At 44.1% G+C, this 26,274-nt stretch carries 24 protein-coding genes; 19 read left to right on the forward strand and 5 right to left on the reverse strand.

Annotation, left to right across the window (positions count from 1 at the left end; translation table 11 throughout):
- From ACLTL4_RS06940 to ACLTL4_RS06980, 9 genes are all read left to right on the forward strand, one after another.
- A partial coding sequence (locus ACLTL4_RS06940) for a CDP-glycerol glycerophosphotransferase family protein (protein WP_412320357.1) occupies positions 1 to 952 on the forward strand: 952 nt, incomplete at its 5' end.
- Between the two features lies 1 nt (position 953).
- Complete coding sequence (locus ACLTL4_RS06945; protein ID WP_022119686.1) at positions 954 to 1,742, forward strand: ABC transporter permease; 789 nt, start codon at positions 954 to 956, stop codon at positions 1,740 to 1,742.
- Positions 1,742 to 2,473: an ABC transporter ATP-binding protein gene (locus ACLTL4_RS06950; protein ID WP_022119685.1), complete on the forward strand. Its 732-nt coding sequence runs from the start codon at positions 1,742 to 1,744 to the stop codon at positions 2,471 to 2,473. Before ACLTL4_RS06945 ends, ACLTL4_RS06950 begins: the two co-directional genes overlap by 1 nt.
- An 11-nt stretch (positions 2,474 to 2,484) precedes the next feature.
- Positions 2,485 to 3,210 carry a 2-C-methyl-D-erythritol 4-phosphate cytidylyltransferase gene (locus tag ACLTL4_RS06955; RefSeq protein WP_147632572.1) on the forward strand — a complete coding sequence of 242 codons (726 nt, stop codon included), beginning with the start codon at positions 2,485 to 2,487 and terminating at the stop codon, positions 3,208 to 3,210.
- The gene (locus ACLTL4_RS06960; RefSeq protein ID WP_022119683.1) at positions 3,204 to 4,229 is read left to right on the forward strand and encodes a zinc-binding dehydrogenase; all 1,026 of its coding nucleotides are present in this window, start codon (positions 3,204 to 3,206) and stop codon (positions 4,227 to 4,229) included. Before ACLTL4_RS06955 ends, ACLTL4_RS06960 begins: the two co-directional genes overlap by 7 nt.
- Entirely contained in the window at positions 4,222 to 5,397 is a 1,176-nt protein-coding gene (locus ACLTL4_RS06965) for a CDP-glycerol glycerophosphotransferase family protein (RefSeq protein ID WP_412291341.1), read from the forward strand. The genes ACLTL4_RS06960 and ACLTL4_RS06965 overlap by 8 nt, the downstream gene beginning before the upstream one ends.
- Positions 5,390 to 7,849: a CDP-glycerol glycerophosphotransferase family protein gene (locus tag ACLTL4_RS06970; protein WP_412291340.1), complete on the forward strand. Its 2,460-nt coding sequence runs from the start codon at positions 5,390 to 5,392 to the stop codon at positions 7,847 to 7,849. Before ACLTL4_RS06965 ends, ACLTL4_RS06970 begins: the two co-directional genes overlap by 8 nt.
- A 39-nt stretch (positions 7,850 to 7,888) precedes the next feature.
- Positions 7,889 to 8,809, forward strand: a complete 921-nt coding sequence (locus tag ACLTL4_RS06975) for a glycosyltransferase family 2 protein (protein WP_022119680.1) — start codon at positions 7,889 to 7,891, stop codon at positions 8,807 to 8,809.
- A 9-nt stretch (positions 8,810 to 8,818) separates the two neighbouring features.
- The gene (locus ACLTL4_RS06980; protein WP_412291339.1) at positions 8,819 to 10,684 is read left to right on the forward strand and encodes a glycosyltransferase; all 1,866 of its coding nucleotides are present in this window, start codon (positions 8,819 to 8,821) and stop codon (positions 10,682 to 10,684) included.
- Positions 10,685 to 10,747: 63 nt separating this feature from the next.
- Here the strand turns inward: ACLTL4_RS06980 and glf are convergent, their stop codons facing one another.
- Positions 10,748 to 11,848, reverse strand: coding sequence for a UDP-galactopyranose mutase (gene glf / locus ACLTL4_RS06985; protein ID WP_412291348.1), 1,101 nt, complete (start codon positions 11,846 to 11,848; stop codon positions 10,748 to 10,750).
- Between the two features lie 209 nt (positions 11,849 to 12,057).
- Here glf and ACLTL4_RS06990 point away from each other — a divergent pair, with 209 nt between their 5' ends.
- Genes ACLTL4_RS06990 through ACLTL4_RS07005 form a run of 4 tightly spaced genes read left to right on the forward strand, consistent with a single transcriptional unit; the run spans position 12,058 to position 15,727 of the window.
- Positions 12,058 to 13,926: an InlB B-repeat-containing protein gene (locus ACLTL4_RS06990; protein ID WP_412291338.1), complete on the forward strand. Its 1,869-nt coding sequence runs from the start codon at positions 12,058 to 12,060 to the stop codon at positions 13,924 to 13,926.
- Entirely contained in the window at positions 13,927 to 14,781 is an 855-nt protein-coding gene (locus tag ACLTL4_RS06995; protein WP_412291337.1) for a DUF5685 family protein, read from the forward strand.
- Positions 14,774 to 15,448 (forward strand): DnaJ domain-containing protein, encoded by a 675-nt coding sequence (locus ACLTL4_RS07000; protein ID WP_173865871.1) that lies wholly within the window; start codon positions 14,774 to 14,776, stop codon positions 15,446 to 15,448. The genes ACLTL4_RS06995 and ACLTL4_RS07000 overlap by 8 nt, the downstream gene beginning before the upstream one ends.
- 21 nt (positions 15,449 to 15,469) lie before the next feature.
- Positions 15,470 to 15,727, forward strand: a complete 258-nt coding sequence (locus ACLTL4_RS07005; protein WP_022119674.1) for a hypothetical protein — start codon at positions 15,470 to 15,472, stop codon at positions 15,725 to 15,727.
- Here ACLTL4_RS07005 and ACLTL4_RS07010 read toward each other — a convergent pair.
- The 3 genes from ACLTL4_RS07010 to ACLTL4_RS07020 all read right to left on the reverse strand — a co-directional run bounded on the left by ACLTL4_RS07010 (position 15,717) and on the right by ACLTL4_RS07020 (position 18,603).
- Positions 15,717 to 16,742, reverse strand: coding sequence for a C39 family peptidase (locus ACLTL4_RS07010; protein ID WP_412291336.1), 1,026 nt, complete (start codon positions 16,740 to 16,742; stop codon positions 15,717 to 15,719). The genes ACLTL4_RS07005 and ACLTL4_RS07010 overlap by 11 nt on opposite strands.
- A gap of 90 nt (positions 16,743 to 16,832) precedes the next feature.
- Positions 16,833 to 17,393 (reverse strand): shikimate kinase, encoded by a 561-nt coding sequence (locus tag ACLTL4_RS07015; protein WP_412291335.1) that lies wholly within the window; start codon positions 17,391 to 17,393, stop codon positions 16,833 to 16,835.
- A gap of 205 nt (positions 17,394 to 17,598) precedes the next feature.
- Entirely contained in the window at positions 17,599 to 18,603 is a 1,005-nt protein-coding gene (locus ACLTL4_RS07020) for an ABC transporter substrate-binding protein (protein WP_412320358.1), read from the reverse strand.
- Between the two features lie 201 nt (positions 18,604 to 18,804).
- Between ACLTL4_RS07020 and ACLTL4_RS07025 the strand changes: the two genes are divergently transcribed.
- Together ACLTL4_RS07025 and ACLTL4_RS07030 are read left to right on the forward strand one after the other, a co-directional pair.
- Positions 18,805 to 19,728, forward strand: a complete 924-nt coding sequence (locus tag ACLTL4_RS07025; RefSeq protein ID WP_412291334.1) for a nucleotidyltransferase family protein — start codon at positions 18,805 to 18,807, stop codon at positions 19,726 to 19,728.
- A gap of 157 nt (positions 19,729 to 19,885) precedes the next feature.
- Positions 19,886 to 20,173 (forward strand): YerC/YecD family TrpR-related protein, encoded by a 288-nt coding sequence (locus ACLTL4_RS07030; protein ID WP_022119817.1) that lies wholly within the window; start codon positions 19,886 to 19,888, stop codon positions 20,171 to 20,173.
- Between the two features lie 51 nt (positions 20,174 to 20,224).
- Here ACLTL4_RS07030 and ACLTL4_RS07035 read toward each other — a convergent pair whose 3' ends face one another.
- Entirely contained in the window at positions 20,225 to 20,833 is a 609-nt protein-coding gene (locus tag ACLTL4_RS07035) for a DUF1836 domain-containing protein (protein WP_022119818.1), read from the reverse strand.
- Positions 20,834 to 21,269: 436 nt separating this feature from the next.
- Between ACLTL4_RS07035 and ACLTL4_RS07040 the strand changes: the two genes are divergently transcribed.
- From ACLTL4_RS07040 to rlmD, 4 genes are all read left to right on the forward strand, one after another.
- Positions 21,270 to 21,959, forward strand: coding sequence for a phosphatase PAP2 family protein (locus tag ACLTL4_RS07040; RefSeq protein WP_022119819.1), 690 nt, complete (start codon positions 21,270 to 21,272; stop codon positions 21,957 to 21,959).
- A 12-nt stretch (positions 21,960 to 21,971) separates the two neighbouring features.
- Positions 21,972 to 24,197 carry a DNA helicase PcrA gene (pcrA, locus tag ACLTL4_RS07045; RefSeq protein WP_412291333.1) on the forward strand — a complete coding sequence of 742 codons (2,226 nt, stop codon included), beginning with the start codon at positions 21,972 to 21,974 and terminating at the stop codon, positions 24,195 to 24,197.
- 108 nt (positions 24,198 to 24,305) lie between these two features.
- Positions 24,306 to 24,554 (forward strand): hypothetical protein, encoded by a 249-nt coding sequence (locus ACLTL4_RS07050; protein WP_022119821.1) that lies wholly within the window; start codon positions 24,306 to 24,308, stop codon positions 24,552 to 24,554.
- Between the two features lie 206 nt (positions 24,555 to 24,760).
- The coding region (gene rlmD, locus ACLTL4_RS07055; RefSeq protein ID WP_412320359.1) for a 23S rRNA (uracil(1939)-C(5))-methyltransferase RlmD at positions 24,761 to 26,274 on the forward strand (1,514 nt) is incomplete at its 3' end.

The following is a 26,274-nucleotide window of genomic DNA, read 5'->3' on the forward strand; positions in this document are numbered from 1 at the left end:
GTATCGTGACAAAGAAGAGAAGGATCTGCATTTTGTGAAACATTTTACGCTGAGAAGTTTTTATTATCTTCTGACGGCAAAAGTGATCATCACGAACGGCTCTTATGCTCCGTGGTTTCCGTTTCGCAAAAAGCAGTATCTGATCAACACCTGGCATGGCGGCGGAGCTTATAAGAAAATTGAAAATGACAAACCGGATGCCAACTGGGCGACCAGAAAGCGTGCAGAGTTCTGTGCGAAAAATATACAGCTGATCGTATCAAGCTGTCAGGCGGCAAGTGACAGGCTGTTTCGCCGTGCATTTCTTTACCATGGAGAAATCTTAAAATGCGGTATGCCGCGAAATGATTTTCTGGTCTGTGGGAACACAGAGCAGGCGGATCAGAAAGTAAGGCAGACCTATCAGATAGACCGTAAGTACCGGATCTTGCTGTATGCACCTACCTATCGTTCAAATGGGAAAAATCAGATGCCGGATTTTACAGGACTTCGAAAAGTACTTGAAGAAAATGGCGAAAAGTGGTATGTATTATACCGGGCACATCGCTACAGTGAGGACGATTCGGCAGGATTGGATCCGGAATGCTCAGCGGATGTGACGGACTATCCTGATATGCAGGAACTTTTAGCGGCAGCAGATATGCTGATCACGGACTATTCCTCCTGTATATGGGATTATTCTTTTTTATACCGACCATGCTTTCTGTATACACCGGATCTGCGGGAATATCTTGCAAAGACCGGTTTTTATGTAGATATTCATGAGTGGCCGTTTCCAATCTGTGAAAATATGGAAGATCTGGAAAAACAGATCCGCTCTTTCGATGAAGAAAAGAACAGAGCGAGGATCATGGAGCATCATCAGCAAATGGGAAGCTATGAGAGCGGACATGCCTGCGAGGCGGTCTGCAGTTGGATAAAGCAAAAAAGTATTTGTGAGGAGAACGCATAAAATGAGTCGATTTCTAAAAGACACGAAAAAGTACTACAAGTACGCGATCTATTCGGCAAAATCGAAATTGCAGTCTGAGGTGGCAAGTTCCTACCTGAACTGGCTGTGGTGGGTATTGGACCCGATCTGTTTCATGCTGATCTACACCCTGATCTTTGGTGTGGTATTTAATGCAAAAGAGCAGTATTTTACAGTCTTCATTTTTATCGGTCTGACGATGTGGGATTTCTTTAATAAGACCCTTCAGCAGAGCGTAAAAATCGTCAAAAACAACAAGTCCATTGTGGCAAAAGTATATTTGCCGAAATACATTCTGGTTATGGTCCGCATGTTTGTAAACGGCTTTAAAATGCTGATCTCTTTTGGCATCGTGATCATTATGATGGTCATTTACCGCGTGCCGGTCAGCTTTAATATTCTGTACATGATCCCGATCATGCTGACCCTGTTTCTGTTCACGTTCGGATGCAGTACGATCGTGGCACATTTTGGCGTATTTGTACAGGACTTGTCCAACGTGATCAATATCGTACTGCGTCTGCTGTTTTATATTACCGGTATTTTTTATAATGTAGAAACAAGGCTTGCAAAATTTGCACCGTGGAATAAAGTGATCCTTCATTGCAATCCACTGGCACTGCTTCTGACTTCTGCAAGAAGATGTATGATCTATGACCAGACACCGGCAAGAAAATTCCTGCTTCTGTGGATGGTGCTGAGTTTCATCCTGTCAGCGATCGGAGTAAAGATTATTTATAAATACGAAAACAGTTATGTGAAGGTGATATAATGGAACGCGAAATTGCAATCGAAGTAAAAAATTTATATATCAGTTATCGAAACCTGCAGAAGTTTTCCATCAAGCAGAGTTTATTACATTTCAAAAAAGTACAGGCCGATGTATTCCAGGCAGTAAAGGATGTATCCTTTGAAGTAGAAAAAGGAGAGATCCTCGGAATCATCGGAAAGAACGGAAGCGGAAAATCCACCATGCTCAAAGCACTGGCCGGCATTTTTTCTCCGGATACGGGAAGCATTGACCTGAAAAACCATTCCGTTTCCCTTCTGTCGATCGGTGTCGGATTTGAAAAAGAGATGAGCGGAAGAGAAAACATCATTCTTTCCGGTATGCTTCTTGGTTTTTCGGAAGAGTTTATCCGTTCCAAGATGGATGAGATCATTGAATTCGCCGGACTTGGCAAATTTATTGATATGCCGGTGCGTACTTACTCAAGCGGTATGTATTCCAAGCTGGCATTTTCCATCACAGCCGTTCTGGAGACCGACATCATGCTGATCGATGAAGTACTCAGCGTTGGTGATGAAAAGTTTAAAAAGAAAAGTTATGAAAAGATGAAGAGCCTGATCTCAAACAGAGAGCGTACGGTTGTGATCGTTTCTCACAGTCTGGATACGATCGCAGATCTCTGCGACAAAGTCATGTGGATGCATGAAGGAAAACTGATCGAGATCGGAACACCGGATGAGGTTCTTCCACGTTATCTGGAATTTATGAAATAGGAGGCAGCATCGTGGAAAAAACAAATGTTTACGGCGTTGTACTTGCGGGGGGCAAGGGAACACGTATGGGGAATGTTGAGAAACCGAAACAGTTTATGGAAGTTGGCGGCAAGCCAATCATTATCCATACATTGGAGAAATTTGTGGTCAATCCGCAGTTTGAGCGTGTGATCGTTCTGTCACCGAAGCAGTGGATCACCTACACCCAGGATATCATTAAAAAATATATTCTGCTTTCAGATAAGATCGATGTGATCGAAGGCGGTGCGACCCGCAATGATACGATCATGAATGCGATCAGTCATATCGAAAAATTTTACGGACTGGATGAAGAAACCATTATTGTCACCCACGATTCCGTTCGTCCGTTTGTGACACACCGTATTCTGGAAGATAACATCCACTATGCGAAAGAGTACGGAGCCTGCGATACCGTTATCCCGGCGACCGATACCATTGTGGAGAGCATGGATAATCAGAAGATCAGCAATATTCCGGATCGTTCCAAAATGTATCAGGGACAGACACCGCAGAGTTTTCATGCAAAGCGTCTGCGTGAAGTTTTCGATGAACTGAGTGAGGAAGAGAAGACGATCCTGACCGATGCCTGCAAGATCCTCGTTCTCAAAGGGGATGCGATCCATCTGGTAGAAGGTGAAGTTTTCAATATTAAGATTACGTATCCGTACGATTTGCGTGTTGCAGAGTCTATTTTAGGAGGAAATGGCGTATGCTAAATACGGTGTATCAGCTGAAACGTCCAAGACAGTTTGAAGTCGCATTTAAGGAAATGGAGATCGATGACAGACAGGTGATCGTGCGTCCGACCAGACTGTCTATCTGCCATGCGGATCAGCGTTACTATCAAGGTGCAAGGGCGGAAGAGATTCTGCGTCAGAAACTGCCTATGGCATTGATCCACGAGGGGATCGGCAAAGTAATCTATGATCCGACCGGAACCTTTGAAATCGGAACAGAGGTTGTGATGATCCCGAACCGACCGGTAGAAAAAGACGATATCATTGCAGAAAATTATCTGCGATCCAGCAAATTCTGTGCGAGCAGCATGGATGGATTTCTGCAGGAATATGTTCAGGCTGTGCCGGATCGTTTTGTACGTCTGCCGCAGGGGATCAATCCGACGGTAGCTGCCTATACAGAGCTTGTCAGCGTGAGCTTTCATGCGATCAACCGTTTCTTACGTTTTTCACATGAGAGACGTGATGTGATCGGTGTGTGGGGCGATGGCAATTTGGGTTACATTACCTCACTGCTTCTGAAAAAGATGCTTCCGGATTCCAAAATCTATATTTTCGGTGTCACGGAAAACAAACTGTCGGATTTTACTTTTGCAGACGGTACCTACTGTGTCAATGAAATTCCGGCAGATATGCAGATCGATCATGCGTTTGAATGCGTTGGAGGCGGAGCGGCATCCAAAGCGATCAATCAGATCATTGATTATATCCATCCGGAGGGTACGATCAGTATTTTAGGTGTCAGCGAAGATCCGGCACCGATCAATACCCGCATGGTTCTGGAAAAGGGACTGCGTATTTTCGGCAGCAGCCGCAGCGGCAGAAGTGACTACGAAGGTCTGCTGCAGTTATATGAAGAGCATCCGGAAGTAGTATCTTATCTGGAGAATATCATGGGTGCGGAAGTAGAAGTAAGAGATGTGAAGGATATAACCAGAGCATTTGAAATGGATATACACAAATTGATGGGAAAAACGGTGATGATCTGGAATGAGTAAAAAGATAAAGAGACTCTATCTTTTTCTGACCTTAAAGCTTCTTTTTCCCTGGCAATACAGGAGATTTCGTAAGCTGCCTTTAAAAAAGTGGAAAGCGGTGTTCATTGAAGCCAATCTGACACAGCTTTCCGGCAGCTTACGTTTTTTGTATCAGGTATTATGCAGCGAAGAAGAGATGGAAGTGAGCGTCCACTATCTGATGGAATCTGGAAACAAATGGAAATTTATTCAGAATGCGATGGCATGTCTGAAGGACTGTGCCGATGCACATTATATTTTTCTCTGTGAGGGTTCCAGGGTGATCAGCTGCATTGAGCCAAGAGAAGAGACGGTGATCACGCAGCTCTGGCATGGATGCGGTGCGTTCAAAAAATTTGGATTCAGCACCTGTGAGGAGCTTTTCGGCGGAAGCAGAGAAGAATATCTGAAATATAATTATTATAAGAACTATGACTATATAACTGTATCAAGCTCGGAGGTTATCTGGGCTTATCAGGAGGCCATGAATCTTCCGAAAGAGGACAAAAGTGTTGTACCGATCGGTGTCAGCTGCACAGATCTTCTGTTCCTGGAAAAATTTCAGAAGGCAGCACAGAAAAAACTGTATGACATCTGTCCGGCAGCAAAAGGAAAGAAAGTCATGCTCTATGCCCCGACGTTCCGCGGAAGTGTGGGAGGAGCGAAGGCACCGGATGCCATGGATCTCTGTCTGATGCAGGAGAAGCTTGGAAAAGACTGGATTTTGCTGATTAAACAGCATCCGGTTGTGAAACAGAGACCGGAGGTTCCAAAGGAGTGTCAAAGCTTTGCGTATGATGTTTCTGATGCATTTGTCATCGAAGAACTGCTCTGTGTCAGTGATCTGTGTATTTCGGATTATTCGTCGCTGGTATTTGAATATTCATTATTTGAGCGTCCGATGCTGTTCTTTGCCTACGATTTTGAAGAATATGGAGAGTGGCGTGGTTTTTACTATGATTACCATGAACTGACACCGGGACCGGTTGTGCACACCACGCAGGAGATTGTTGATTATGTACTCCATCTTAAGGAGCGTTTTGACAGAAAACAGGTCGCGGATTTCAAGGAGAAATTTATGAGTGCCTGCGACGGACATGCAACAGAGCGACTGCTGGAAATGATCAAGAAGGAGAAAACGGATGAGTAAGGTAATAAGAGCAATGAAAAAGGTTTACTGGAAAGGAAGAAAGAAGATTAAGAAACTTCCGCCGGTAAAAGCAGCAAAGAAATATATGGGCAGAAAGAGAAAAGACAAGCTTCTCTATGAGACACTGCCGGCTGCATACAATGCACATAAGAATGAGCCGGTCGATGAACGAAAAGTCATTTTTATTGAGCTTCGTCTGCCGGACGTAAGCAACAGTTTCCGCATTCTGTATGATGAGCTGCAAAGAGATTTTGACCTGGATATCCATGTACATCTGCTGCGAAATTCTTTTGTCCCAAGAGAAGAATACATCAGACGCTGTAAAGAGATGCTGGCCGATGCGGCAACTGCAAAATACATCTTTGTAAATGAAGCTTCCGACGTACTCAGCTGCGTGGATATGCGGCCGGAAACGATCGTTACCCAGCTGTGGCATGCATGCGGAGCCTTCAAAAAGTTTGGTATGAGCACTGCGGAGCTGATCTTCGGACCGAATGCAGAAGAGCTGAAACGCCATCCGAACAACAAGAATTATACTTATGTTACCGTATCCAGTCCGGAGATCGTGTGGGCATATGCGGAAGCCATGGATATGAAGGACCGTCAAGATGCAATCCGCCCGGTCGGAACGAGCCGTACGGATATTTTCTATCGCAGTGAGACGATCGCTCAGGCATTCCAGAACCTGTACAAAGAATTTCCAAAAGCCAAAGGAAAAAAGATCATCTTATATGCACCGACATTCCGCGGTCGTGTGGCGAGGGCAAAAACGCCGGACTGCTTTGATCTGGAGAAGTTTGCCGAGCATTTCAAAGATGAATATGTAGTGATTTTCAAGCACCATCCGTTAGTAAAGAAGGTACCGCAGATTCCGGAAGAATTAAACGGAACCTTTGCCATTGATGCAACAAAAACCATGACGATCGAGGATCTGCTCTGCGTCAGCGATATCTGTATTTCGGATTATTCGTCACTGGTATTTGAATATTCTCTGTTTGAGCGTCCGATGCTGTTCTTTGCCTATGACCTGGATGAATACTTTGACTGGAGAGGCTTCTATTACGATTACAATGAGCTGACACCGGGACCGGTCTGCAAGACAAACGATGAGATGATCGATTATATCAGCCATCTGGATGAACGTTTTGACAAACAGAAAGTCATTGATTTCAAAGAGAAATTTATGCGGTCCTGCGATGGCCATGCGACAGACCGTATTCTGCATATGGTTTTTGCTGATCGTTATGACAGTCTGAAACTGAGTCATGAAAGAACAGATGATGAGATCAAAGTTTCCGTTGTTATGCCGGTTTACAATGCAGAAAATTATCTGTTTGACAGCCTTGGAAATGTTCTGAAACAGACGTTAAAGGACATTGAAGTAATCTGCGTGGATGACGGATCAACCGACCGTTCGGCAGAGATCATCGAAGATTACGCATCGAGAGATTTCCGCCTTTCTTTGATCCGTCAGAAGAATCAGTATGCCGGAGCGGCGAGAAACGCAGGTTTTGCAAAAAGCCGCGGAAAATATGTGGTGTTCTGGGATGCGGATGACCGTTTTGCACTGGATGCCCTGGAAAAGCTTTATACAAAAGCAGAGGCAGATGAAGCCGATCTGTGCGTCTGCGATATCCGCAAATGGGATGATACGACGGATCGCTATGTGCTGCCGTCCAACTATCTGCGAAAAGAATTTATGCCGGAAAAAGTGCCGTTTTCAAAAGAAGATATTCCGCAGTATATTTTTAATTTTACAACGAATATTCCATGGAACAAAATGTACCGCCGTTCTCTGATCACAGACAACGATCTGAAGTTCGAACACCGCCAGAGAGCAAACGATGTCGTGTTTGTCATGCAGGCACTTTATCTGGCAAAACGTATTACCGTTGTAGATGAGAGACTGATCGACTATCGCTATAATAATGCGAATAATCTTACCGCAGGTCTTTCCAAAGATCTTTACAGCACGTACGATGCATTTCTGGCAGCACATGATATTCTGAAAGAGCGGGGAGCTTTTGAAAATGAGAAGGTAAAACAGAGTTTTGATAACAAAACCTTAAATCTTCTGGTTCAGAGTATCGATCTTCAGACAAACGAAGCATCTGCAAGAGAACTGTTTGATATGCTGCTTCAGGAGGGATTCCGGAAGATTGGAATCGAAGACTATGAGAACTATTATTATTCCAGAAAGGTATATCAGGCGTACCGTACGATGCTGACCGGTTCTTTAGTTGACACACTGATCGTACTGAAGGAACAGAAAAATACAAATCTGGAAGTACATCGCCAAAAACTCTGTATGCAGAGACTGAAAGTGCAGAGACAGACTGTCAAAATCCAGACGCAGAAGGAAAAATTAGATATCAAAACGGAACAATTAAAAAAATTAAGGGGACAAATGGGATACCGTATCTGCAAAAAACTGGGATTTTTTAAAGAGTAGGCACGGATGTCCGCAAATCAAAAGAAAAGAGGGGAGAATATGTTATCTGTCATCATACCGGCTTATAATGAGGAAAAAATGATACAGACAACGGCTGATACGGTGGACCGCATCCTGAGTGAGGCATCTGTCCCGTATGAGATCGTATTTGTAAACGATGGTTCAAAAGACGGAACCTGGCAGCAGATTGAGACGGCGGCCGAGAAAAATCCACATGTAAACGGACTGCATTTTTCCAGAAATTTTGGAAAGGAATCTGCTATTTTTGCCGGACTTGCAAATGCAGAAGGGGACTGCTGTGCAGTAATGGACTGCGATCTGCAGCATCCGCCGGAAGTGCTGGTTTCCATGTACCGTCTCTGGGAGCAGGGATACGAAGTGGTAGAAGGGGTAAAACGAAGCCGTGGAAAAGAAAGTGCCATTCACAGGGCATGTGCGGGTCTGTTTTATAAAATGATGTCAAAGGCAGTGAAGATTGATATGTCACGTGCTTCCGACTTTAAACTTCTGGATCGCAAGGCAGTCGATGCCCTGCTTGGGATGCCGGAGAAAAATGCATTTTTCCGTGCACTGTCCTCCTGGATCGGTTATCGCAGCACCAGCGTGGAGTTTGATGTGCAGGAACGTACAGAAGGTGAGTCAAAATGGTCTACCTGGTCTCTGATCAAATATGCAGTGACTAATGTAGTGGCATTTTCAACGGCTCCGATGCAGTTTGTGACGGTGGCAGGTATCTTTACTTTTCTGTTTGCGATCGTGCTTGGTATTGAATCTCTTGTACGTTATTTTACCGGACATGCAGTAGAAGGTTTTACGACAGTGATCCTTCTGATCCTGATTGTCGGAAGCCTGATCATGATGAGTCTTGGAATCATTGGTTATTATATTTCCAAGATTTATGAAGAAGTAAAAGGAAGACCAAAATACCTGATCTCAAAAAAAGCAGGTAAGCGAAAATAGGAGGCCATTTTGTCAGGTTCAATCAAAAAAATCATTAAGAAAATTCCTTTTGTGGGCAGTTATGTGAAAAAAGTCCAGGCAGAAAAAAAGGAAGAAGAACAGAAACAAAAGCTGGAGAAAAAAAGGCTGGAACTGCAAAAAGAGCAGGAACGCATCAAAGTATGGCTGAAAAGTGAAAAGCAGAACGCTCCGGATAAAAACAGCCGGAAAATTTCTGTCATTGTGCATCATCATACAGGCGAGGAGCAGCTGCAGAAGCTGAAAGAGAATTTTAAAGAAGCAGCAGCCGGCCTGGAGTTTGAAGTGTTTACGGCAGACATTGAATCAAAACAAAACGCCTCATTTGCCGAATTCTGCAACGAAGCCGCAAGAAAAGCAACGGGTGAGTATCTGTTTTTTCTGGATGAAAGCGTACAGCTGGCATCCGAATGTCTGAATGCCATGCTGCTTGCAGCAGAACAGAACGAGAAGGCCGGGGCTGTGGGAGCAAGGATTCTCTATCCTGAATCTGAGAAAGCCATTTCAAAGTTCGCTGCGGTGAAGAGCTGCGGCATTGCCTTCCACAAAAAAAACCGCAACAAAACCTGGTACTGGCAGCCGTATGATCTTCTGGCAGGCGAGGAGACTCTGGAGGTGGATCTTCAGCCGTCCGTTCAGAAGGCCGTCCGTGTGGATGTGATGCTTGTTTTGCGGGAGCGTTTTCTGGAAGTACGTGGTTTTGATCCGGCTTACCAGTCCATCCATGTAAAAAAAGATGAGTTTTCAGAGACAGACCTCTGCCTGAAACTTTCAAAAGCCGGATATCAGAATCTTCTGGCACCGGCTGCACTTGCTTTTCAGAGTGCAGAAGAAAAGAGCAAACCGGATCAGGCAGAAAAGGATCGAAGACTTTATAATCTATATGTTTATCAGGGAAAATGGCAGAGCTGTCTGACACGGATGTTTTCTGAGGAAGAGGATAAGCCGATTGTGCCGGATTCGAAAAAGATTGATATTTGTGCACCGATGCCGGATGACGAAAACAAAAAGTTCTGGGGGGATTATCATTATGCCTTGGCAATGAAAAAGGAGCTGGAGAAGCACGGCTATCAGGTGGATGTACGCCCTTATCAGAGATGGTATGAAAGCACAGACAGTGCCGTTACGATTGCTCTGCGTGGAAACCGGCCATATTATCCGAAAGAAGAGATTGTACAGAAAAATATCATGTGGAACATTTCGCATCCGGCTGATATTCCACAGGGAGAATACGAACGGTTTGATCTGGTCTACTTTGCATCGGAAAAACTGTGCAGAAAATGGGAAAACGAATTAAAAACAAAATGCGATGTGCTTTTGCAGTGTGCAGATCCGGATGTGATGAAGAGTACTGCCGGCGAAAAGAAATACGATCTGCTCTTTATCGGCAATTCCAGGCGTGTTTACCGTCAGATCGTGCAGGATGCCCTGACACTGGATTATCCGCTCACCATCTACGGAAGACACTGGGAAGCATTTGAAGAAGCACAGAAGTGTGTCAGAGAACCGTACATGCCAAACGATCAGGTTGGTCAGGCATACCGCGATGCGAAGATCGTGCTCAATGACCACTGGGACGATATGAAAGAAACCGGTATTGTCTCCAACCGCCTGTTTGATGCACTGGCAGCCGAAGCGTTTATCATCAGTGATGAGATGCCAGAGATCGCGGAGATCTTTGAAGGAACGGTTGTCACTTACAAAGACTGCAAAGATCTGAAAGAAAAAGTGGATTATTATATGGAACATCCAAAGGAAGCAGAAAAACTCGCCGAAAGAGGCCATCAGCTTGTGCTGGAAAAGCATACCTTTGCAAAAAGAATGGACAAACTGGTGCAGGATCTTTCCGGTCTTTAAGGAGAAACAGAAAAACAGCAGCCATTGCTTTGAAGCGATGACTGCTGCTTTATTAAGTAAATATCAGGAAAGTTCTGCATCGGCACAGTCGAGTGCGGCAGCGATGACCTGATCCATATCGTAATATTTATAATTGCCAAGTCTTCCGCCAAAAATCACACGCTCTTCCTTTGCAGCCAGTTCCTGATATTTGGCTGCCAGAGCGGAGTTTTTGGCATCATTGATCGGATAATACGGTTCGATGCCCGGTTTCCATTCCGAAGAATATTCTCTGGAGATGATGGTGAATGGCTGTGTGCCGAATGTAAAGTGTTTGTGTTCGATGATGCGTGTATAAGGAACTTCACGGTCGGTGTAATTTACCACGGCATTTCCCTGGTAATTGTCACATTCCAGACGTTCTTCCTCAAAACGTACGGAACGATATTCCAGAGATCCGTAGCAGAATCCGAAATATTCATCCAGCATACCGGTAAATACCGTCTTGTGTGCCAGGGCGGAGAGTTCTTCTTTATGGGCAAAATAGTCGGTATTTAAGCGGATATCTGCACCGGAGAGCATTTTTTCTACAATGGCTGTGTAGCCTTCAACCGGAATGCCCTGATAGCGGGAGTTGAAATAATTATTATCATAAGTAAAACGAAGCGGAAGACGCCTGATGATAAAGGAAGGCAGTTCCCTGCAGGAGCGTCCCCACTGTTTTTCTGTGTATCCTTTGATCAGCTTTTCGTAGACATCCGTTCCGACCAGAGATAAAGCCTGTTCTTCCAGGTTCTTTGGCTCTGTGATGCCAAGATCTGCGATCTGTTCGGCAATTTTGGCTTTTGCCTGAGCCGGTGTCTGGATGTTCCACATTTTACTGAAGGTGTTCATATTAAAAGGAAGATTATAAAGCTCATCTTTATAGATGGCTACCGGTGAGTTGATGTAGTTATTAAACTCGGAAAACTGGTTGATATAATCCCAGATTTTACGGTCAGAAGTATGGAAAATATGGGCACCATACTGGTGGACATGGATTCCGTCTACATTTTTACAGTAAATATTTCCTGCGATGTGATTTCGCTTTTCTACAACAAGGCAGGATTTTCCATGTTTTTTTGCTTCATGAGCAAAAACGGCACCGAACAGTCCGGCACCGACAATCAGGTAATCGTACATAATATACTCCTTTGGTTATGATATAGTCGTTATCCTGGGGAAATTGCGTTCACCCAAATCTTAAACAGAGTGTAACATAAAAGCAGAAAGTTGTAAAGAAAAGCAGAATACTTGATATTGAGTGTAAAAATGTGCTATACTCGTGAAGCAAAAGAAATTCACGTATCAGGTTTTGCGTGTATTTGATTGAATAAAGGCGGTGTTACCGAGAAATGAAAAAAAATAAGGGGAACCTGTGCAGAATGTTGCGGTTCTGTATATGGTACTGCATGATAGTCGGAGTGATATGGGGGGTATGTCATCCGCTGAGAGTTCATGCAGATATTTATGATGCATCAGATCTGATCTATGCAGACTGGGAGGCAATCGGTGAGCTGGAGACTTCTTCAGCAAGAGGATGGCCCCAGTCTATTTGTGTTACGGACAAGTATATTGTATGTCTGATCAACGGGGCAGCAGCGGAAGCAATCCCGGATACGCTGATCGCATTTAACAAAGACGATTACAGTTATGCGTTTGAAGTAACGGAACGAGATTATGAGCATGGAAACGGCATGACTTATAATAGTAAGACCAATGAGATCTACGTGATGCCGGGACCATGTCTGGATAAGGAAAATGAAGGCAATATTTATGTGGTAGATGCGGATACACTGCACTGGAAACGGACCTTTCAGTCCTCCAGCGGGCAGAATTTCGGCGGGATCGAGTATCTGGAAAGTACCGATCAGTACGTGGTATCAGGCGGAAACGGAAGTAAGTTCCGTCTGATGAACTCGGATTTTGAGATTCTGAAAATCATCGCTCCGAGAACCAAACCGGCAGGATCAACGTATCAGGATTTCTGTGTGACAGGGGATTATATTATCTCGCCGTGTTATGACGGAGAGAGTAAAGTAGATAATTATTTTGTTATCTATTCCCTTTCCCAGGGAGAATATCTGAATACGTTTTATGCGGATCTTCCGGGCGATGATGAGAAAAAGGAAATCGAATCCCTCTGTGAGATCGAGCCGGGCAAAATTATGCTTGGTGTGGGGATTAGCAATCCAAGAAGAGTCCGCCTTTATGTGGCAACGCTGCGTGCAGCTTATGACATCACTGCATCGGCAAAAAACGGAACGATCAGTGCCAGTGAGGAGACGGTGGAGAGCGGAACCGACTATCAGGTAAATTTTCAGCCGAATGAACATTATGAGCTGTCACAGCTGATCGTAGACGGAGAACAGGTAGAAAGTGATCCGAAACAGACAGAATACACGTTCCATGCGGTGTCCGGTAATCATTCGGTGCAGGCGATTTTTACAGAAATTCCACAGTATAAGATAAAAACAAAGGTGATTGACGGTAAGATTGATGAGACAGCGAGTGTTTACCGGGATGAAGACTGGACGGTATCTTATAAACCAAAGAAACACTATGAACTGAGCAGCATCTGGATTGACGGAACAAGCATCAATATTGAAAATGCGAAAGACAGTTATACGTTTACCAATATTCAGGGCAAACATGATATTCGTGTGAAATACACGGAGATTCCGTCCTGGGCGATCAGTACCAGTGTCAAAAACGGAACCATATCAGACAGCATACGCAAAGCGTACCGCGGCAGCAGCCATACGATCCAGTTTGAAGGAAAGAAAGATTATGTGCTTTATGAAGTCAAAGTGGACGGCGTAAAAGTGGATAAAAAGCAGTTTACGGATTCGTATACTTTTGCAGATATCAGCGGTGCACACAACATACAGGTTGTATACATATGGAAATATCTCTGGGTATGTGCCCTTCTGGGAGCAGCATTTGCAGCATTTCTGATCTTCTATATCCGCATCCGTATCATCCGGAGAAAGAAAAGAAAGAAACGTCAGGAAGAGAGAGAACTGCGGGCTAAGGAGCTGGCTGCAAGAGAACTTGCGGAAAATGAAAACGCAGATGATATCACAGAAAATGCAGAGAATATGACAGAAACTGCCGATGATAGTACAGAAGATACAGAGGATGTGACACAAACTACAGATGATCATACGGAAGATGCAGTCAGTGAAGAAAAGATAACAGATTCAGAAGAAACAGGAGAGTAGGTGAAGTCACTGTTTGGATATATCATTGTCAATAAGCCGGAGATGAAATTCAAAGAATTTGATCTTTACCATGCATATTACTGCGGGTTGTGCCGGTCGTTAAAAAAATGTTATGGCATGGCAGGTCAGATCAGTTTAAGTTATGACATGACCTTTCTTGCCATGCTGCTCTCCGGGCTTTATGAGCCGGAGGAAACATGCAGCCGGGAAAGGTGTGTGGCACATCCACTGTCCAGACATATGGCGATCGAGAATATTTTTACAGAATACGCAGCCGATATGAATGTTCTGCTTACCATGTACAAGTGTGAGGATGACTGGCAGGATGAGAAAAAGTTTGGCAGGCATCTTTACGGAAACGTACTGAAAGTAAAAAGCATAAAAAAGAACCCATATCCGGAAAAGGCAGAAAAGATCAAAGCCTGTCTGGAAAGTCTTTCGCAGAAAGAAAAGGAAAATGTCCAGGATATCGATACGATGTCGGGGCTTTTTGGTGAGATCATGGCAGAACTTTTTGCTTATCAAAAAGATGCGTGGGAGCCGCTGCTGCGAAAAATGGGCTTTTATATGGGCAAGTTTATTTATCTTCTGGATGCTTATGAAGATGTTGAAGAAGATAAAAAGAAGCAGAATTATAATCCTCTGGCGATTTACAGCAAAAAAGCGGATTTTGAAGAATTTGCAGGGCATTTGCTGACCATGATGATCGCAGAGGCGTCCAGAGCCTTTGAACAGCTTCCGATTTTGAAAAATGCAGAGATACTGCGAAATATCTTATATTCCGGTGTCTGGTGCCGATACGAAATGATCAAAGAAAAACGCAGACAGAAAGCAGGAGAAAAAGCAGATGAATGATCCATATCAGATTTTAGGTGTTTCAAGGAATGCAACCGATGACGAAATAAAGAAAGCATATCGCAGCCTCAGTCGAAAGTATCATCCGGATGCCAATCTGGATGATCCAAAAGAGGCGGAAGAAAAGTTCAAGGAAGTACAGCAGGCTTACCAGCAGATCATGCAGGAGAGAAGTTATGGCGGCAGTGCAGACGGAAACGGTCAGGGAGGCTATAACGGAGATCCGTTTGGCGGATTCTGGCAGTACGGTGGCTTCAACACGCAGCAGAGGCAGGAAACCCAGGAAGATACGCACATGCAGGCAGCAGCAAACTATATCAATAACGGGTATTATCAGGAGGCACTCAATGTTCTTAGCGGGATCTCAAGCCGCAATGCCAGATGGTATTACTTAAGTGCACTTGCAAATTCCGGAGTCGGAAATAATGTAAAAGCACAGGAAGATATCAGTGAAGCAGTACGCCTGGAACCGAACAATTTCCAGTATCAGAGCTTAAAACAGCGTCTGGAGGGCGGTACCGGCTGGTATCAGAAACAGAGTACCGTGTATGGAAGACCGGATTTCTCCGGCCAGGACTGGTGCATGAAGATGTGTCTGCTCAATCTGCTCTGCAACTGCTGCTGCAACAGAGGTATGTGCTGCGGTACACCGATAGGATATCGATGATCAGGAAAAGAGGGATTTTAAGTGATTGATCTGACAGGATGTGTGTCCATTCCGTATTTTAAGAAAACCGTGTTTACGGGAAGTGATGGAAAAATGAGATATCTGCTCGGAAAAGCAGAAGAAAACGAAGAAACGGTTCTGAAAGCGTGGTACTGGGAAGGACCTTATGCCAGCATGTATGTGCCGGAGGAGAAAAAAACGGCCGCAGTTTTTCCGTTTTCAGAAGAAGGAATCAGCCAGGCGGTTGCCTGGCTGAATGAAGCTGCGGTTAATTTTTAGCAAAATACCACATATTTTTAATCTGACCGGAAATCTCCTGGAAAGTGTAAGTCTGGGAAGTGCGTACTTTGCTGGCAGGATCGTGTACCGTAAAAGCACCGTCCTGATAACCGGTCAGTACAATGAAATGTCCGGTCGTGGTAAAAATACCAGGTCCCATGCTGCAGATGATCGGACAGCCGACCGAAAGTACATTGATCATGGCATTTTCATCCAGCCCGAGAATGCTTCCGCTGAGCCCAAAATGCTCTACACCATTGGTCATCAATTCCCATTTAGTGTCCAGATTTTCATCCAGATAGCCATTGGAACTTGCATAATCTGCAACGACGGCAGGCGTAATGGAAGCATCCTGCAAAAGACCGCTGATCACCATGGAAAGGGCGGTCGGACCGCATCCGCTGACTGCAATGATCGTTTCCGAACCGTAAGGGGCATAGCCCCAGCGTTCATCCCACTGGATCAGGGCAGGGATCTCACCGGTTACAAAGTCATCTCCGATGCTTTTGGCAGCGGCATTTTTATGTTTTTTCGGATAATCCAGCACAAAATCCAGCATTTCGCTGTTTTTGGAAAGTGCTTTCAGCAGCGATTTCGGATAACGGGAAGGATCTTTTAAGATCTTTTTTAATTTGGGCAGATCCGCAGACTGCTGCTGCAGCAGACCAAGATAATCATCCGCAGAAACAGGGGTTGTCTCAGATACATCCGTTGTCTGGGACTGCTTTTTTTTCTTTTTCTGTGCTTTTTCGATTGCTGCTGCGGTTTCCGTGTCCAGATCGTTTCGGCTGGCCGTTTCCAGAGCAGCAGAAGATGCTGCCTCAGAGAAACGTTCCGATACGTTACCGGAAGTGGCAGTCTGTTTCTGCTGATGAACGTAAGTCAGAAGGCCAAGCCCGGTAAACATCAGGATTACACCAACGCCAAGAAGAATACTGAGGCGTATGATGTGAAGCTGCCGTTCTCTCTGCTGTTGTCGCAGCTGACGGTATTTTTCTCTGTCTTGTGTATCCATAAATTGATCTCCTCTTTGTAAACAGTATATCGCTTTTTGGACAGAAAATCTTCAACACAATGTAAACAATTTACGAAAAAAGCAGAAATATCAGGAAATCATACCTTCTTGTTCCAGAATTTCCAGAATCTCTTCTGCAATCTCTGCGGATGTTTTCTGATCCGTTGCCACACGGTAATTAGCGGCTGCTTCATAAGCAGGTCTGCGTTTTTCAATCAGGGCTTCGATGTCTGCTGTGTTTTTGCGGCCTTTTAAAAGCGGGCGGTTTTCATCGTCTGCCACTCTTTCAAGGATGGTTTCCGGAAGAGCAGTGAGCAGGACGATGATGCCGCTTTTTTTCATTTCACGAACATTTTCTTCCCGCATGGCGGCACCGCCGCCGCAGGAAACGAGAAAACCGCCAAGAGCGGAAGTTTCTTTCAGAAGATCTGTCTCAAGCTGACGGAAATAAGCTTCTCCGTGTTCAGAAAAGATAGCAGGGATGGACATACCTTCCCGTTTTTCAATTTCCTCATCCATCTCAAGAACCGGCCGGTGAAGCATCCTGGAAAGTTCAGCTGCGATCGTGGACTTTCCGCTTCCCATAAAACCGATCAGAAATAAATTTCCGGTAAAAGATTCTGCCTGTGTTTTTGTATTTGCTGCTGTCATATAAACTCCTTTGTACTGTACAAAATCAATTCTGACGTCTGCAGTTTCAGTTGGATGTACGCTAGGATGCACGGAGATTCTGTCAGGTAAATGTCAGCAGAGCTGACCAGAATTGCGTGCCAGGTCTTACGTGCACTCGACTTGAAAAAACAGACATCACATTGGCACAATTATAACACGTAAGTGCAAGTCTATCCAGTCAAAATCAGTGGCTTGCGGCTTTTTTTGCAAAGTCTGTGGTCACGAGCTGTTCATAAGGGACTTTTTCACTCAGCTCACCGGCACTTTCCAGAATGTCAGAAAGCAGCAGGAAACTGTCCTTTTCAAAAATCAGAGAATCTTTCCAGGTATCCTGTTCCTGATAACGTTTGACGATGGCGGTCAGTGTCTCCATGTCGGTATCATCAAACTGCGGTTTGATCACCTGTGCGATTTCAGCAGGCGTGTGGGCATGCACATAATCCATACCTTTTTGCAGAGCATTGGTGAATCCCTGGATGATCTGAGGTGATTCTTTCAGATAACTGGATTTTGCACAGTAAGCTGTGTAAGGAACATAGCCGGAGTCAACGCCGAGCGAAGCAACAACATAGCCGCTGCCTTCCTGTTCCAGAGCCGTGGCGGACGGTTCGAACTCGACGGTGTAATCACCCTGTCCGCCGGAGAAAGCGGCAGCAGTAGAACCAAAATCGATACTCTGGTCAATGGAAAGATCTGTTGCCGGATCAAGGTTATTCTTTTTCAGAATATACTCAAAAACCATTTCCGGCATGCCGCCTTTTCGACCGCCAAGTACTTTTTTGCCTTTTAAGTCCTGCCAGGAAAAATAAGGATCCTCTTCTCTGGCCACCAGAAAGTTGCCGGCACGCTGAGTCAGCTGAGCAAAGTTGACAACGGAGTCTTTGGCTCCTTCGGCATAGGCATAGATCGTTGCCTCAGCTCCCATAAAGCCGATGTCTGCCTCGCCAGAAAGTACGGCTGTCATGGTTTTATCTGCACCAAACCCGGTGACAAGATTCAGATCTATTCCTTCTTCGGCAAAATAGCCTTCCTGTATGGCAACATATTGAGGGGCATAAAAAATGGAATGTGCTACTTCGTTCAGGGTTACTTTGGAAAGCGTTTCACCGGAAGGATGTTTTTTGCAGCCGACAAGTGCGAGCAGTGCAAAAAGGATCAGGAAAGATAAGAGAAATGATTTCTTTTTCATAAAAACTCCTTTCTTTTTCTAACTGTAATATATGAGAAAGAAAAAGAAAGGTGCATTTGCATTCGGATTGAAGATTTTCAGCTCCTGTGTTACAATACGAAAAGAGGTGTCGCAATCAATGCTTTCCAGGTTCGGCATCCGGAGCATGGGTTTGAAATTTTATCAGAAAATAAAACGACAAGAGGCAAGGAGGAACATACAATGAAAAAACCGATTCTGGTAATTATGGCAGCAGGAATGGGAAGTCGATATGGTGGTTTAAAGCAGATCGATCCGGTCGATGCACAGGGACACATCATTATGGATTTTTCGATTTATGATGCAAAAAGAGCAGGATTTGAGGAAGTTGTATTTATCATAAAAAAAGAAAATGAAGCAGACTTCAGAGAGAGTATCGGAAACCGCATGAGTAAAATTATGAAGGTCTCCTATGTATATCAGGAACTTTCCAATCTTCCGGAAGGATTTGAAGTGCCGGAAGAAAGAGTGAAACCGTTTGGTACCGGCCATGCGATCCTCAGTTGTATCGATGCGATCAGCGGTCCGTTTGCGGTGATCAATGCAGATGATTATTATGGTGTTCATGCATTTCAGGAGATTTATGATTTCCTGTCCACACATCAGGATGATGATAAATATCGTTATACCATGGTGGCGTATAAAGTCGAGAATACTCTGACAGAAAACGGTCATGTGGCGAGAGGAGTCTGCACAACAGATGAGCAGAATCATCTGGTTGCGATTCATGAGCGTACGCATATTGAAAAACGTGGTGATCAGACGGAATACACAGAAGACGATGGACAGACCTGGACTGTGATTCCGGAAGGTTCCCTGGTTTCCATGAATATGTGGGGATTTTCTGCAAGTATTCTGAAAGAACTGAAAGAACGTTTTCCGGTATTCCTGAAAAAAAATCTGTCGGTGAATCCGATGAAATGCGAATATTTCCTGCCGGAGGTAGTCAGTAACCTGCTTTCAGAGGGAAAAGCAACGGTAGAAGTTCGTAAATCACTGGACAAATGGTATGGCGTTACCTATAAAGAAGATAAACCGTTTGTCGTAGCGGCAATCCAGTCTTTAAAGGATCAGGGTCTGTATCCGCAGAAGCTCTGGGAGGAGTAAAAGTATTAAAAAAGGATAAAATCAGCTGAAATCGTGTACAGGAGAGGCGGTAACTCTTTACACTATAAGTTTAATGTGCTAAAATGGAAAAAGTGATATTTCAGGTGTGGCTTACGTCAGAAAACACAAAAAGAGCAAAAAGTAAAGGGGTTACGTCATGAGTAAGAAAATCAGAACAGAGGCAGTGGACAGTCTGTTTGAGGCTATTTTGAGTCTGCAGGATAAGGAAGAATGTTATGCATTTTTTGAGGATGTATGTACCGTAAATGAGCTTCTTTCTCTGTCACAGAGATTTGAAGTGGCAAAGATGCTTCGTGAGAAACGTACTTATCTGGAAATCGCAGAGAAGACAGGAGCTTCCACCGCAACGATCAGCCGTGTGAACCGTTCTCTGAATTATGGAAATGATGGTTACGAAATGGTGTTTGACCGAATGGGCAAATAAGAGACAAAAGAGCTGTATGGTCCGTGTCAGAAGACACGAACCGTACGGCTCTTATTTTTTCTTCAGAAAATCCGGTGCAGGTAGTTGGTCGATCAGACGTTCGATCATTTGCTTTTTCAGGTAGACATCGAAACTCAGCATGCAGATAAAAGAGAACTGCCGTAAGAAATCCTGCTCTTCTTCGGATGCATCGGAAAAACTGTTCTGAGAAGTACTGTACAGGCGACGTACCGTGTCTTTCAGAACATCCACCTGCGATTTTTCCAGTTCCATGACTTCGTTGTAAATAGATTCCAGATTGTAACCGTCTTCCTTCTGAAAATATTTTCCGGTCAGAGGTTCCATTAAAGTCTGAATATCAGTAATAGAAAGGAAAGATTTGAAATAATAAATAAAGAGCATCAGAAGCATATGTTCTCTGGAATACTTTTTCTTTTCCGGCGGTGGAAGCAGATGATTTTTTGCATAGTTGTTGATCATGGTCTTTGTTAAGATCTTATCGCTTGGATAACGTCTGGTGGAAGCCAGATGAGAATCCATGAAGGTGGTTACCTGATCCATATATAACTGTATATCGGGAATATCCTCGGACTTCACGTAATCAATACGGTCAAGACTGTCGAGAATACTCTCAAGAAGCTGGTCTGTGTTGATTGTCATTGCAGTATCCTCCAAAATCCGCCCTGCGGGCTTCTTTTTCATGTTTTTGTATAAAAGTAGTACAAGATACTACCAACGGATTGCTCCGTGCGTCGCACTTCCACAATCCTTTCTAGGATCCGCTTCGATCGGTGCAAAACGAACATCCACTGGATGTTCTGCTCCATATCGGGGCGGAGCACAAGATCTTTCATCCACTTATGAGCAAGCTCATGTGGAGTTAGACCTTTTGAGCCTGGCATCATCGTATTACATTATATAGTTTTTAAAACCAGATGACAAGGGCTTTGATAAAAAATATCAAAAGATAATCTGATGAATTATTTAATTTTTCTTAAAATAAAATAATTGGGTTGACATTTTGCATTCATGCTGGCACTATATCTGTTATGAGAAAACACCCGTTTTAGAATACTTGTAAGAAAGAATTTGAAATGTGAAAAGGGAGGTAATCATTATAAAAGAGATCATAGCCAGGAAGAAAACACTGCTTTGCAGAGTGGCGGTGATTTTAGGCTTTTGTATTTTTTATCTGTCAGGTTTTTCATGGCTGGAGAACAGGCATGTTTCCGGCATACATATTACTGCCTGTGCTTTGGATTATAAGATTCCGTTTCAGGAGATTTTTATCATACCATATTTATTATGGTTTGTTTATATTGCGGCAACGGTGATTTATTTTCTGTTGCACGAGGATGAGAATTTTAATGCACTTGCCGGGACACTGGCTCTTGGTATGACACTTTTTCTGGTTGTATCTGCCATTTATCCAAATGGACTGAACCTGCGTCCGGTGACGTTTGAAAGGGACAATATTTTCATCAGGCTGGTGCAGTTTGTTTATAAGAACGATACACCGACCAATGTACTGCCAAGTATTCATGTATACAATTCACTTGCTGCCTTTATGGCAATCAAAAGAAGCAAGCTTGCCCGGAAACAAAAAGGCTGGGCATGGGGCACTGGTATTCTGACGGTTCTGATTATTTTAGCTACTGTATTTTTGAAACAACATTCGATGTTTGATGGAGTCTGTGCTCTGGCACTGTACGTTGTTACAGATAAACTCTGCTATGGTGTGAATCCGGAAACAGAGCGGAGCAAAGTACGAAATCAGTTAATTTAGGTGGAGGAAATTATGAGTGTATATGACACACTGAACGATAAACAAAAAGAAGCGGTCTTTCATACAGAAGGACCGCTTCTTGTACTGGCGGGAGCCGGTTCGGGAAAGACACGCGTGCTGACACATCGCATTGCCTATCTTATGGAAGAAAAGAAGGTAAAGCCATGGAATATTCTGGCGATCACGTTTACCAATAAGGCAGCCGGTGAGATGCGTGAGCGTGTGGATAAGTTAGTCGGAGATGCCGCTGGAAAGGTTTGGGTTTCTACCTTTCATTCAGCATGCGTTCGGATTTTGCGACGGGACATTGGATGGATCGGATTTGACACCAATTTTGCGATCTATGACACCGAAGATCAGAAAAGCCTGATGAAAAGTGTCTGCAAACAGCTTCAGGTGGATACCAAGCTTTATAAAGAACGGGCACTGATGTCCGCGATTTCGGCAGCGAAAGATGAACTGGTAAGTCCGCAGGAGTTTGCACTTCGGGCACAGGGAAATTTCCGTCAGGAGACGGTCGCAAGGGTTTATGCAGAATATCAGAGACAGTTAAAAAGCAGCAATGCTCTGGATTTTGATGATCTGATCATGAAGACTGTGGAACTGTTCCAGGCAAATTCCGATATTCTGAATGAATATCAGGAGCGTTTCCGTTATATTATGGTGGATGAGTATCAGGATACCAATACGGCACAGTTTAAGCTGGTCAGCCTTCTGGCAGCAAAATACCGTAATCTCTGTGTGGTTGGTGATGATGATCAGTCGATCTATAAATTCCGCGGAGCAAATATCCAGAATATTCTCGGATTTGAAAAAACATTTCCGGATGCGACAGTGATCAAGCTGGAGCAGAATTACCGTTCGACGCAGAACATTTTAAATGCGGCAAATACAGTGATCGCCCACAATAAAGGACGAAAAGAAAAGAAACTGTGGACGGCAAACGGGGAAGGCGATAAAGTCCGGGTACGCAGTTTTATGTCTGCGTATGATGAGGCAGAGATCATTGTCGGAGAGATTGCTGCAAAAGTACGAAATCAGGATGCCCAGTACGGAGATTTTGCGGTTCTTTATCGTACCAATGCTCAGTCACGTATATTTGAAGAAAAGTTTCTAATGGCGAATATACCGTATAAGATCATTGGAGGTGTAAACTTCTATGCCAGAAAAGAGATCAAAGATCTGCTGGCATATTTAAAAACCATTGATAATGCAAGGGATGATATCGCCGTAAGACGTATCTTAAATGTACCAAAGCGTGGGATCGGTGCGACGACGATCAACCGTGTGCAGGAATATGCAACGGAACAGAATGTCAGCTTTTATGAGGCACTTTCTGAAATTTCAAAGATTCCGGGCGGCGGAAGGGCAGCTGTCAAAATTGAGAGTTTTGTGACGTTGATCCGCACACTGCGGACACAGGAAGATTATTTCAGTGTACAGGAGCTTTTGCAGGAAGTGATCGACCGGACCGGTTATGTAAAAGAACTGGAAGCAGAAGGCACAGAAGAAGCAAGGGCACGTATTGAAAATATCGATGAACTGATCAACAAAGCAGCTTCCTATGAAGAAGATGCACAAGAGCCATCACTGGAAGGTTTTCTTTCGGAAGTGGCACTAGTTGCCGATATCGACAGTATGGATGACGATGCCGGAAGAGTGATTCTGATGACGCTGCACAGTGCCAAGGGACTGGAATTTCCACAGGTTTATCTGACCGGTATGGAAGATGGGCTTTTTCCAAGTTATATGTCGGTGGATTCGGAGGATCCGGATGCTCTGGAAGAGGAGCGGAGACTTTGCTATGTCGGCATCACAAGAGCGATGCAGGATCTTACTCTGACACATGCGAAAAAGCGTATGACGCACGGAGAAACACATTACAACCGTCCGTCCAGGTTTCTAAACGAACTTCCGGAAGAGCTGTTGAAAAAAGAGAAACGGGAAGAGCCAAAGGAGCAGGAGCTGAAGCCGCGTGTTCAGACCTCTTTCATGCAGGCAAAGAGCATTTTTCAGACAAAGGCTTATGACAGTGTGTTTGATCTGAAAAAAGGAATGCCGGCAAAAGCAGGCAGTCTGGACTATGCCGTTGGAGATACCGTTCGTCATATCAAATTCGACGTTGGCATCGTAGAGAAGATTGAAGACGGCGGCAGAGACTATGAAGTGACGGTGAATTTTGAAAAATGCGGCGTCAAAAAAATGTTTGCTGCTTTTGCAAAATTAAAGAAATTATAAAAAAGAAGAATTATTCAGATTTTTATAGTATTTTCGCCGAAAAAGTGATATACTTATCGGAGAAAGAAAGGTGTCTGTCAGAAGGCAGACAGGAAAGGACGTGTGCATATGAACAAACTGGATGAATTAAAAGATCTGATCACTGCATTACAGAAAAAAGAAGAAGAAAAACAGAAAAATACCGTACTTCTGGTTCTGGCAGTTCTTGGTGCTGTAGCAGCCGTTGCAGGTATTGCTTATGCAGTTTACCGTTACTTTACACCGGATTATCTGGATGATTTTGATGACGATCTGGATGATGATTTCGACAACTACTTCGATGATGAAGACGAGGAAGACAAAGAAACGGAAGAATAATCATAACGGTTCCGTACCGGTCGAAGCACTTGTTGCAAAGGCCGTAAAACATGACACAGGTGTATCGCATGGAGGTGCAGAAAATGTACCTCCATGTTTTCTGTTAAAGATAAAACAGATGTTTCACAGAAATGCTGGTGAATCAAGAACAGAAAAGTATCAGCCGGCGATGAATCAGACAAAAACAGATAACATAAGGAGCGAAGATGAAAAAAGGTGAAATTTACGAAGGCGTGATTGAAAAGATTGATTTTCAGAATAAGGGACGTGTGAAGATCAAAGATACCACGGTCACCGTAAAAAATGGGATTCCGGGGCAGAAAGTAAGATTTATGATCAACAAAAAACGCGGAGGCCGTGTGGAAGGCAGACTTCTGGAAGTGCTGGAAAAGTCAGAGCTGGAAAAGAGAGATCCTCTCTGTAGTATTTTTCCGTCATGCGGCGGCTGTATGTATCAGACTATGCTCTACGAAGAGCAGCTGAAAATGAAAGAAGAGCAGATCAAAAAACTGTTTGATGATGCGGTGGATTATGAATATACTTTTGAGCCGATCAAAGGAAGCCCGATCGAGTTTGCATATCGCAACAAAATGGAATTTTCTTTTGGGGATGAATACAAAGACGGGCCATTGTCACTTGGACTTCATAAAAAAGGCAGCACATATGATGTGTTAAATGCAGAAGACTGCAAGCTGGTACACGAAGATATGGACAAAATCCTTAGCTGCGTGCTTCACTATTTCCGTGAACGCGGGGTTTCTTATTATCACAAAATGCAGCACACAGGTTATCTGCGTCATCTGCTTTTAAGACGCGGCAGCAGGACCGGTGAAATACTCGTCAACCTTGTTACCACAAGCCAGGAAGAATACGACCTTGAGCCATTAAAAGAAGCACTTCTGGCACTGAATCTGGAGGGAAGCATTGTCGGTATCCTGCATATCATTAACGACTCTCTGTCAGATGTCGTAAAAAGCGATGAGACAAGACTTCTGTATGGTCAGGACTATTTTTATGAGGAGCTGCTGGAACTGCGTTTTAAGATCACACCATTTTCCTTCTTCCAGCCAAACTCCAGAGGAGCTGAGATTTTGTATCAGACGGTCAGAGAGTACATCGGAGATACCAAAGACAAAGTGGTCTTTGATCTCTACAGCGGAACCGGAACGATCGCTCAGATCGCAGCGGCTGTTGCAAAACAGGTGATCGGCGTGGAGATCATACCGGAGGCAGTGGAAGCGGCAAAAGAGAATGCAGCGATGAACGGCATCACAAACTGCACTTTTCTTGCGGATGATGTGCTGAAGGCACTCGATTATATTACAGAAAAACCGGATCTGATCATTCTGGATCCGCCAAGAGACGGCGTACACCCGAAAGCACTGCCGAAGATTCTGGATTACGGCGTGGAACGCATAGTCTATATTTCCTGCAAACCGAGCAGTCTTGCAAGAGATCTGGCAATGTTTGAGGCAAAAGGCTACCGCATGGAAAAGTGCGTGGCAGTCGACCAGTTTTGTCAGACGGTGCATGTGGAGACGGTAGTACTGCTTTCCCACAAAAAGCCAGACGGACATATCAACGTAAAAGTTGAGTTTGGCGAGGGTGAGGGAAAAGTTCCACTTGATAATATTGCTAAAAGAGCGGAAAGCTATAAGCCCAAAGAACGAGTGACCTACAAAATGATAAAGGAGTACATAGAAGCTAAATACGGCTTCAA

Source organism: Hominisplanchenecus sp., from assembly GCF_046967715.1.
Classification (GTDB): Bacteria; Bacillota; Clostridia; order Lachnospirales; family Lachnospiraceae; genus Hominisplanchenecus; species Hominisplanchenecus faecis.

Excerpts from the sequence above, each read along its gene's own strand:
- ACLTL4_RS06945 (WP_022119686.1), top strand. The coding sequence starts at position 954 with ATGAGTCGATTTCTAAAAGACACGAAAAAGTACTACAAGTACGCGATC.
- ACLTL4_RS06950 (WP_022119685.1), top strand. The coding sequence starts at position 1,742 with ATGGAACGCGAAATTGCAATCGAAGTAAAAAATTTATATATCAGTTAT.
- ACLTL4_RS06960 (WP_022119683.1), top strand. The coding sequence starts at position 3,204 with ATGCTAAATACGGTGTATCAGCTGAAACGTCCAAGACAGTTTGAAGTC.
- ACLTL4_RS06965 (WP_412291341.1), top strand. The coding sequence starts at position 4,222 with ATGAGTAAAAAGATAAAGAGACTCTATCTTTTTCTGACCTTAAAGCTT.
- ACLTL4_RS06970 (WP_412291340.1), top strand. The coding sequence starts at position 5,390 with ATGAGTAAGGTAATAAGAGCAATGAAAAAGGTTTACTGGAAAGGAAGA.
- ACLTL4_RS06975 (WP_022119680.1), top strand. The coding sequence starts at position 7,889 with ATGTTATCTGTCATCATACCGGCTTATAATGAGGAAAAAATGATACAG.
- ACLTL4_RS06990 (WP_412291338.1), top strand. The coding sequence starts at position 12,058 with ATGAAAAAAAATAAGGGGAACCTGTGCAGAATGTTGCGGTTCTGTATA.
- ACLTL4_RS07000 (WP_173865871.1), top strand. The coding sequence starts at position 14,774 with ATGAATGATCCATATCAGATTTTAGGTGTTTCAAGGAATGCAACCGAT.
- ACLTL4_RS07010 (WP_412291336.1), bottom strand. The coding sequence starts at position 16,742 with ATGGATACACAAGACAGAGAAAAATACCGTCAGCTGCGACAACAGCAG.
- ACLTL4_RS07015 (WP_412291335.1), bottom strand. The coding sequence starts at position 17,393 with ATGACAGCAGCAAATACAAAAACACAGGCAGAATCTTTTACCGGAAAT.
- ACLTL4_RS07020 (WP_412320358.1), bottom strand. The coding sequence starts at position 18,603 with ATGAAAAAGAAATCATTTCTCTTATCTTTCCTGATCCTTTTTGCACTG.
- ACLTL4_RS07025 (WP_412291334.1), top strand. The coding sequence starts at position 18,805 with ATGAAAAAACCGATTCTGGTAATTATGGCAGCAGGAATGGGAAGTCGA.
- ACLTL4_RS07030 (WP_022119817.1), top strand. The coding sequence starts at position 19,886 with ATGAGTAAGAAAATCAGAACAGAGGCAGTGGACAGTCTGTTTGAGGCT.
- ACLTL4_RS07035 (WP_022119818.1), bottom strand. The coding sequence starts at position 20,833 with ATGACAATCAACACAGACCAGCTTCTTGAGAGTATTCTCGACAGTCTT.
- pcrA (WP_412291333.1), top strand. The coding sequence starts at position 21,972 with ATGAGTGTATATGACACACTGAACGATAAACAAAAAGAAGCGGTCTTT.
- ACLTL4_RS07050 (WP_022119821.1), top strand. The coding sequence starts at position 24,306 with ATGAACAAACTGGATGAATTAAAAGATCTGATCACTGCATTACAGAAA.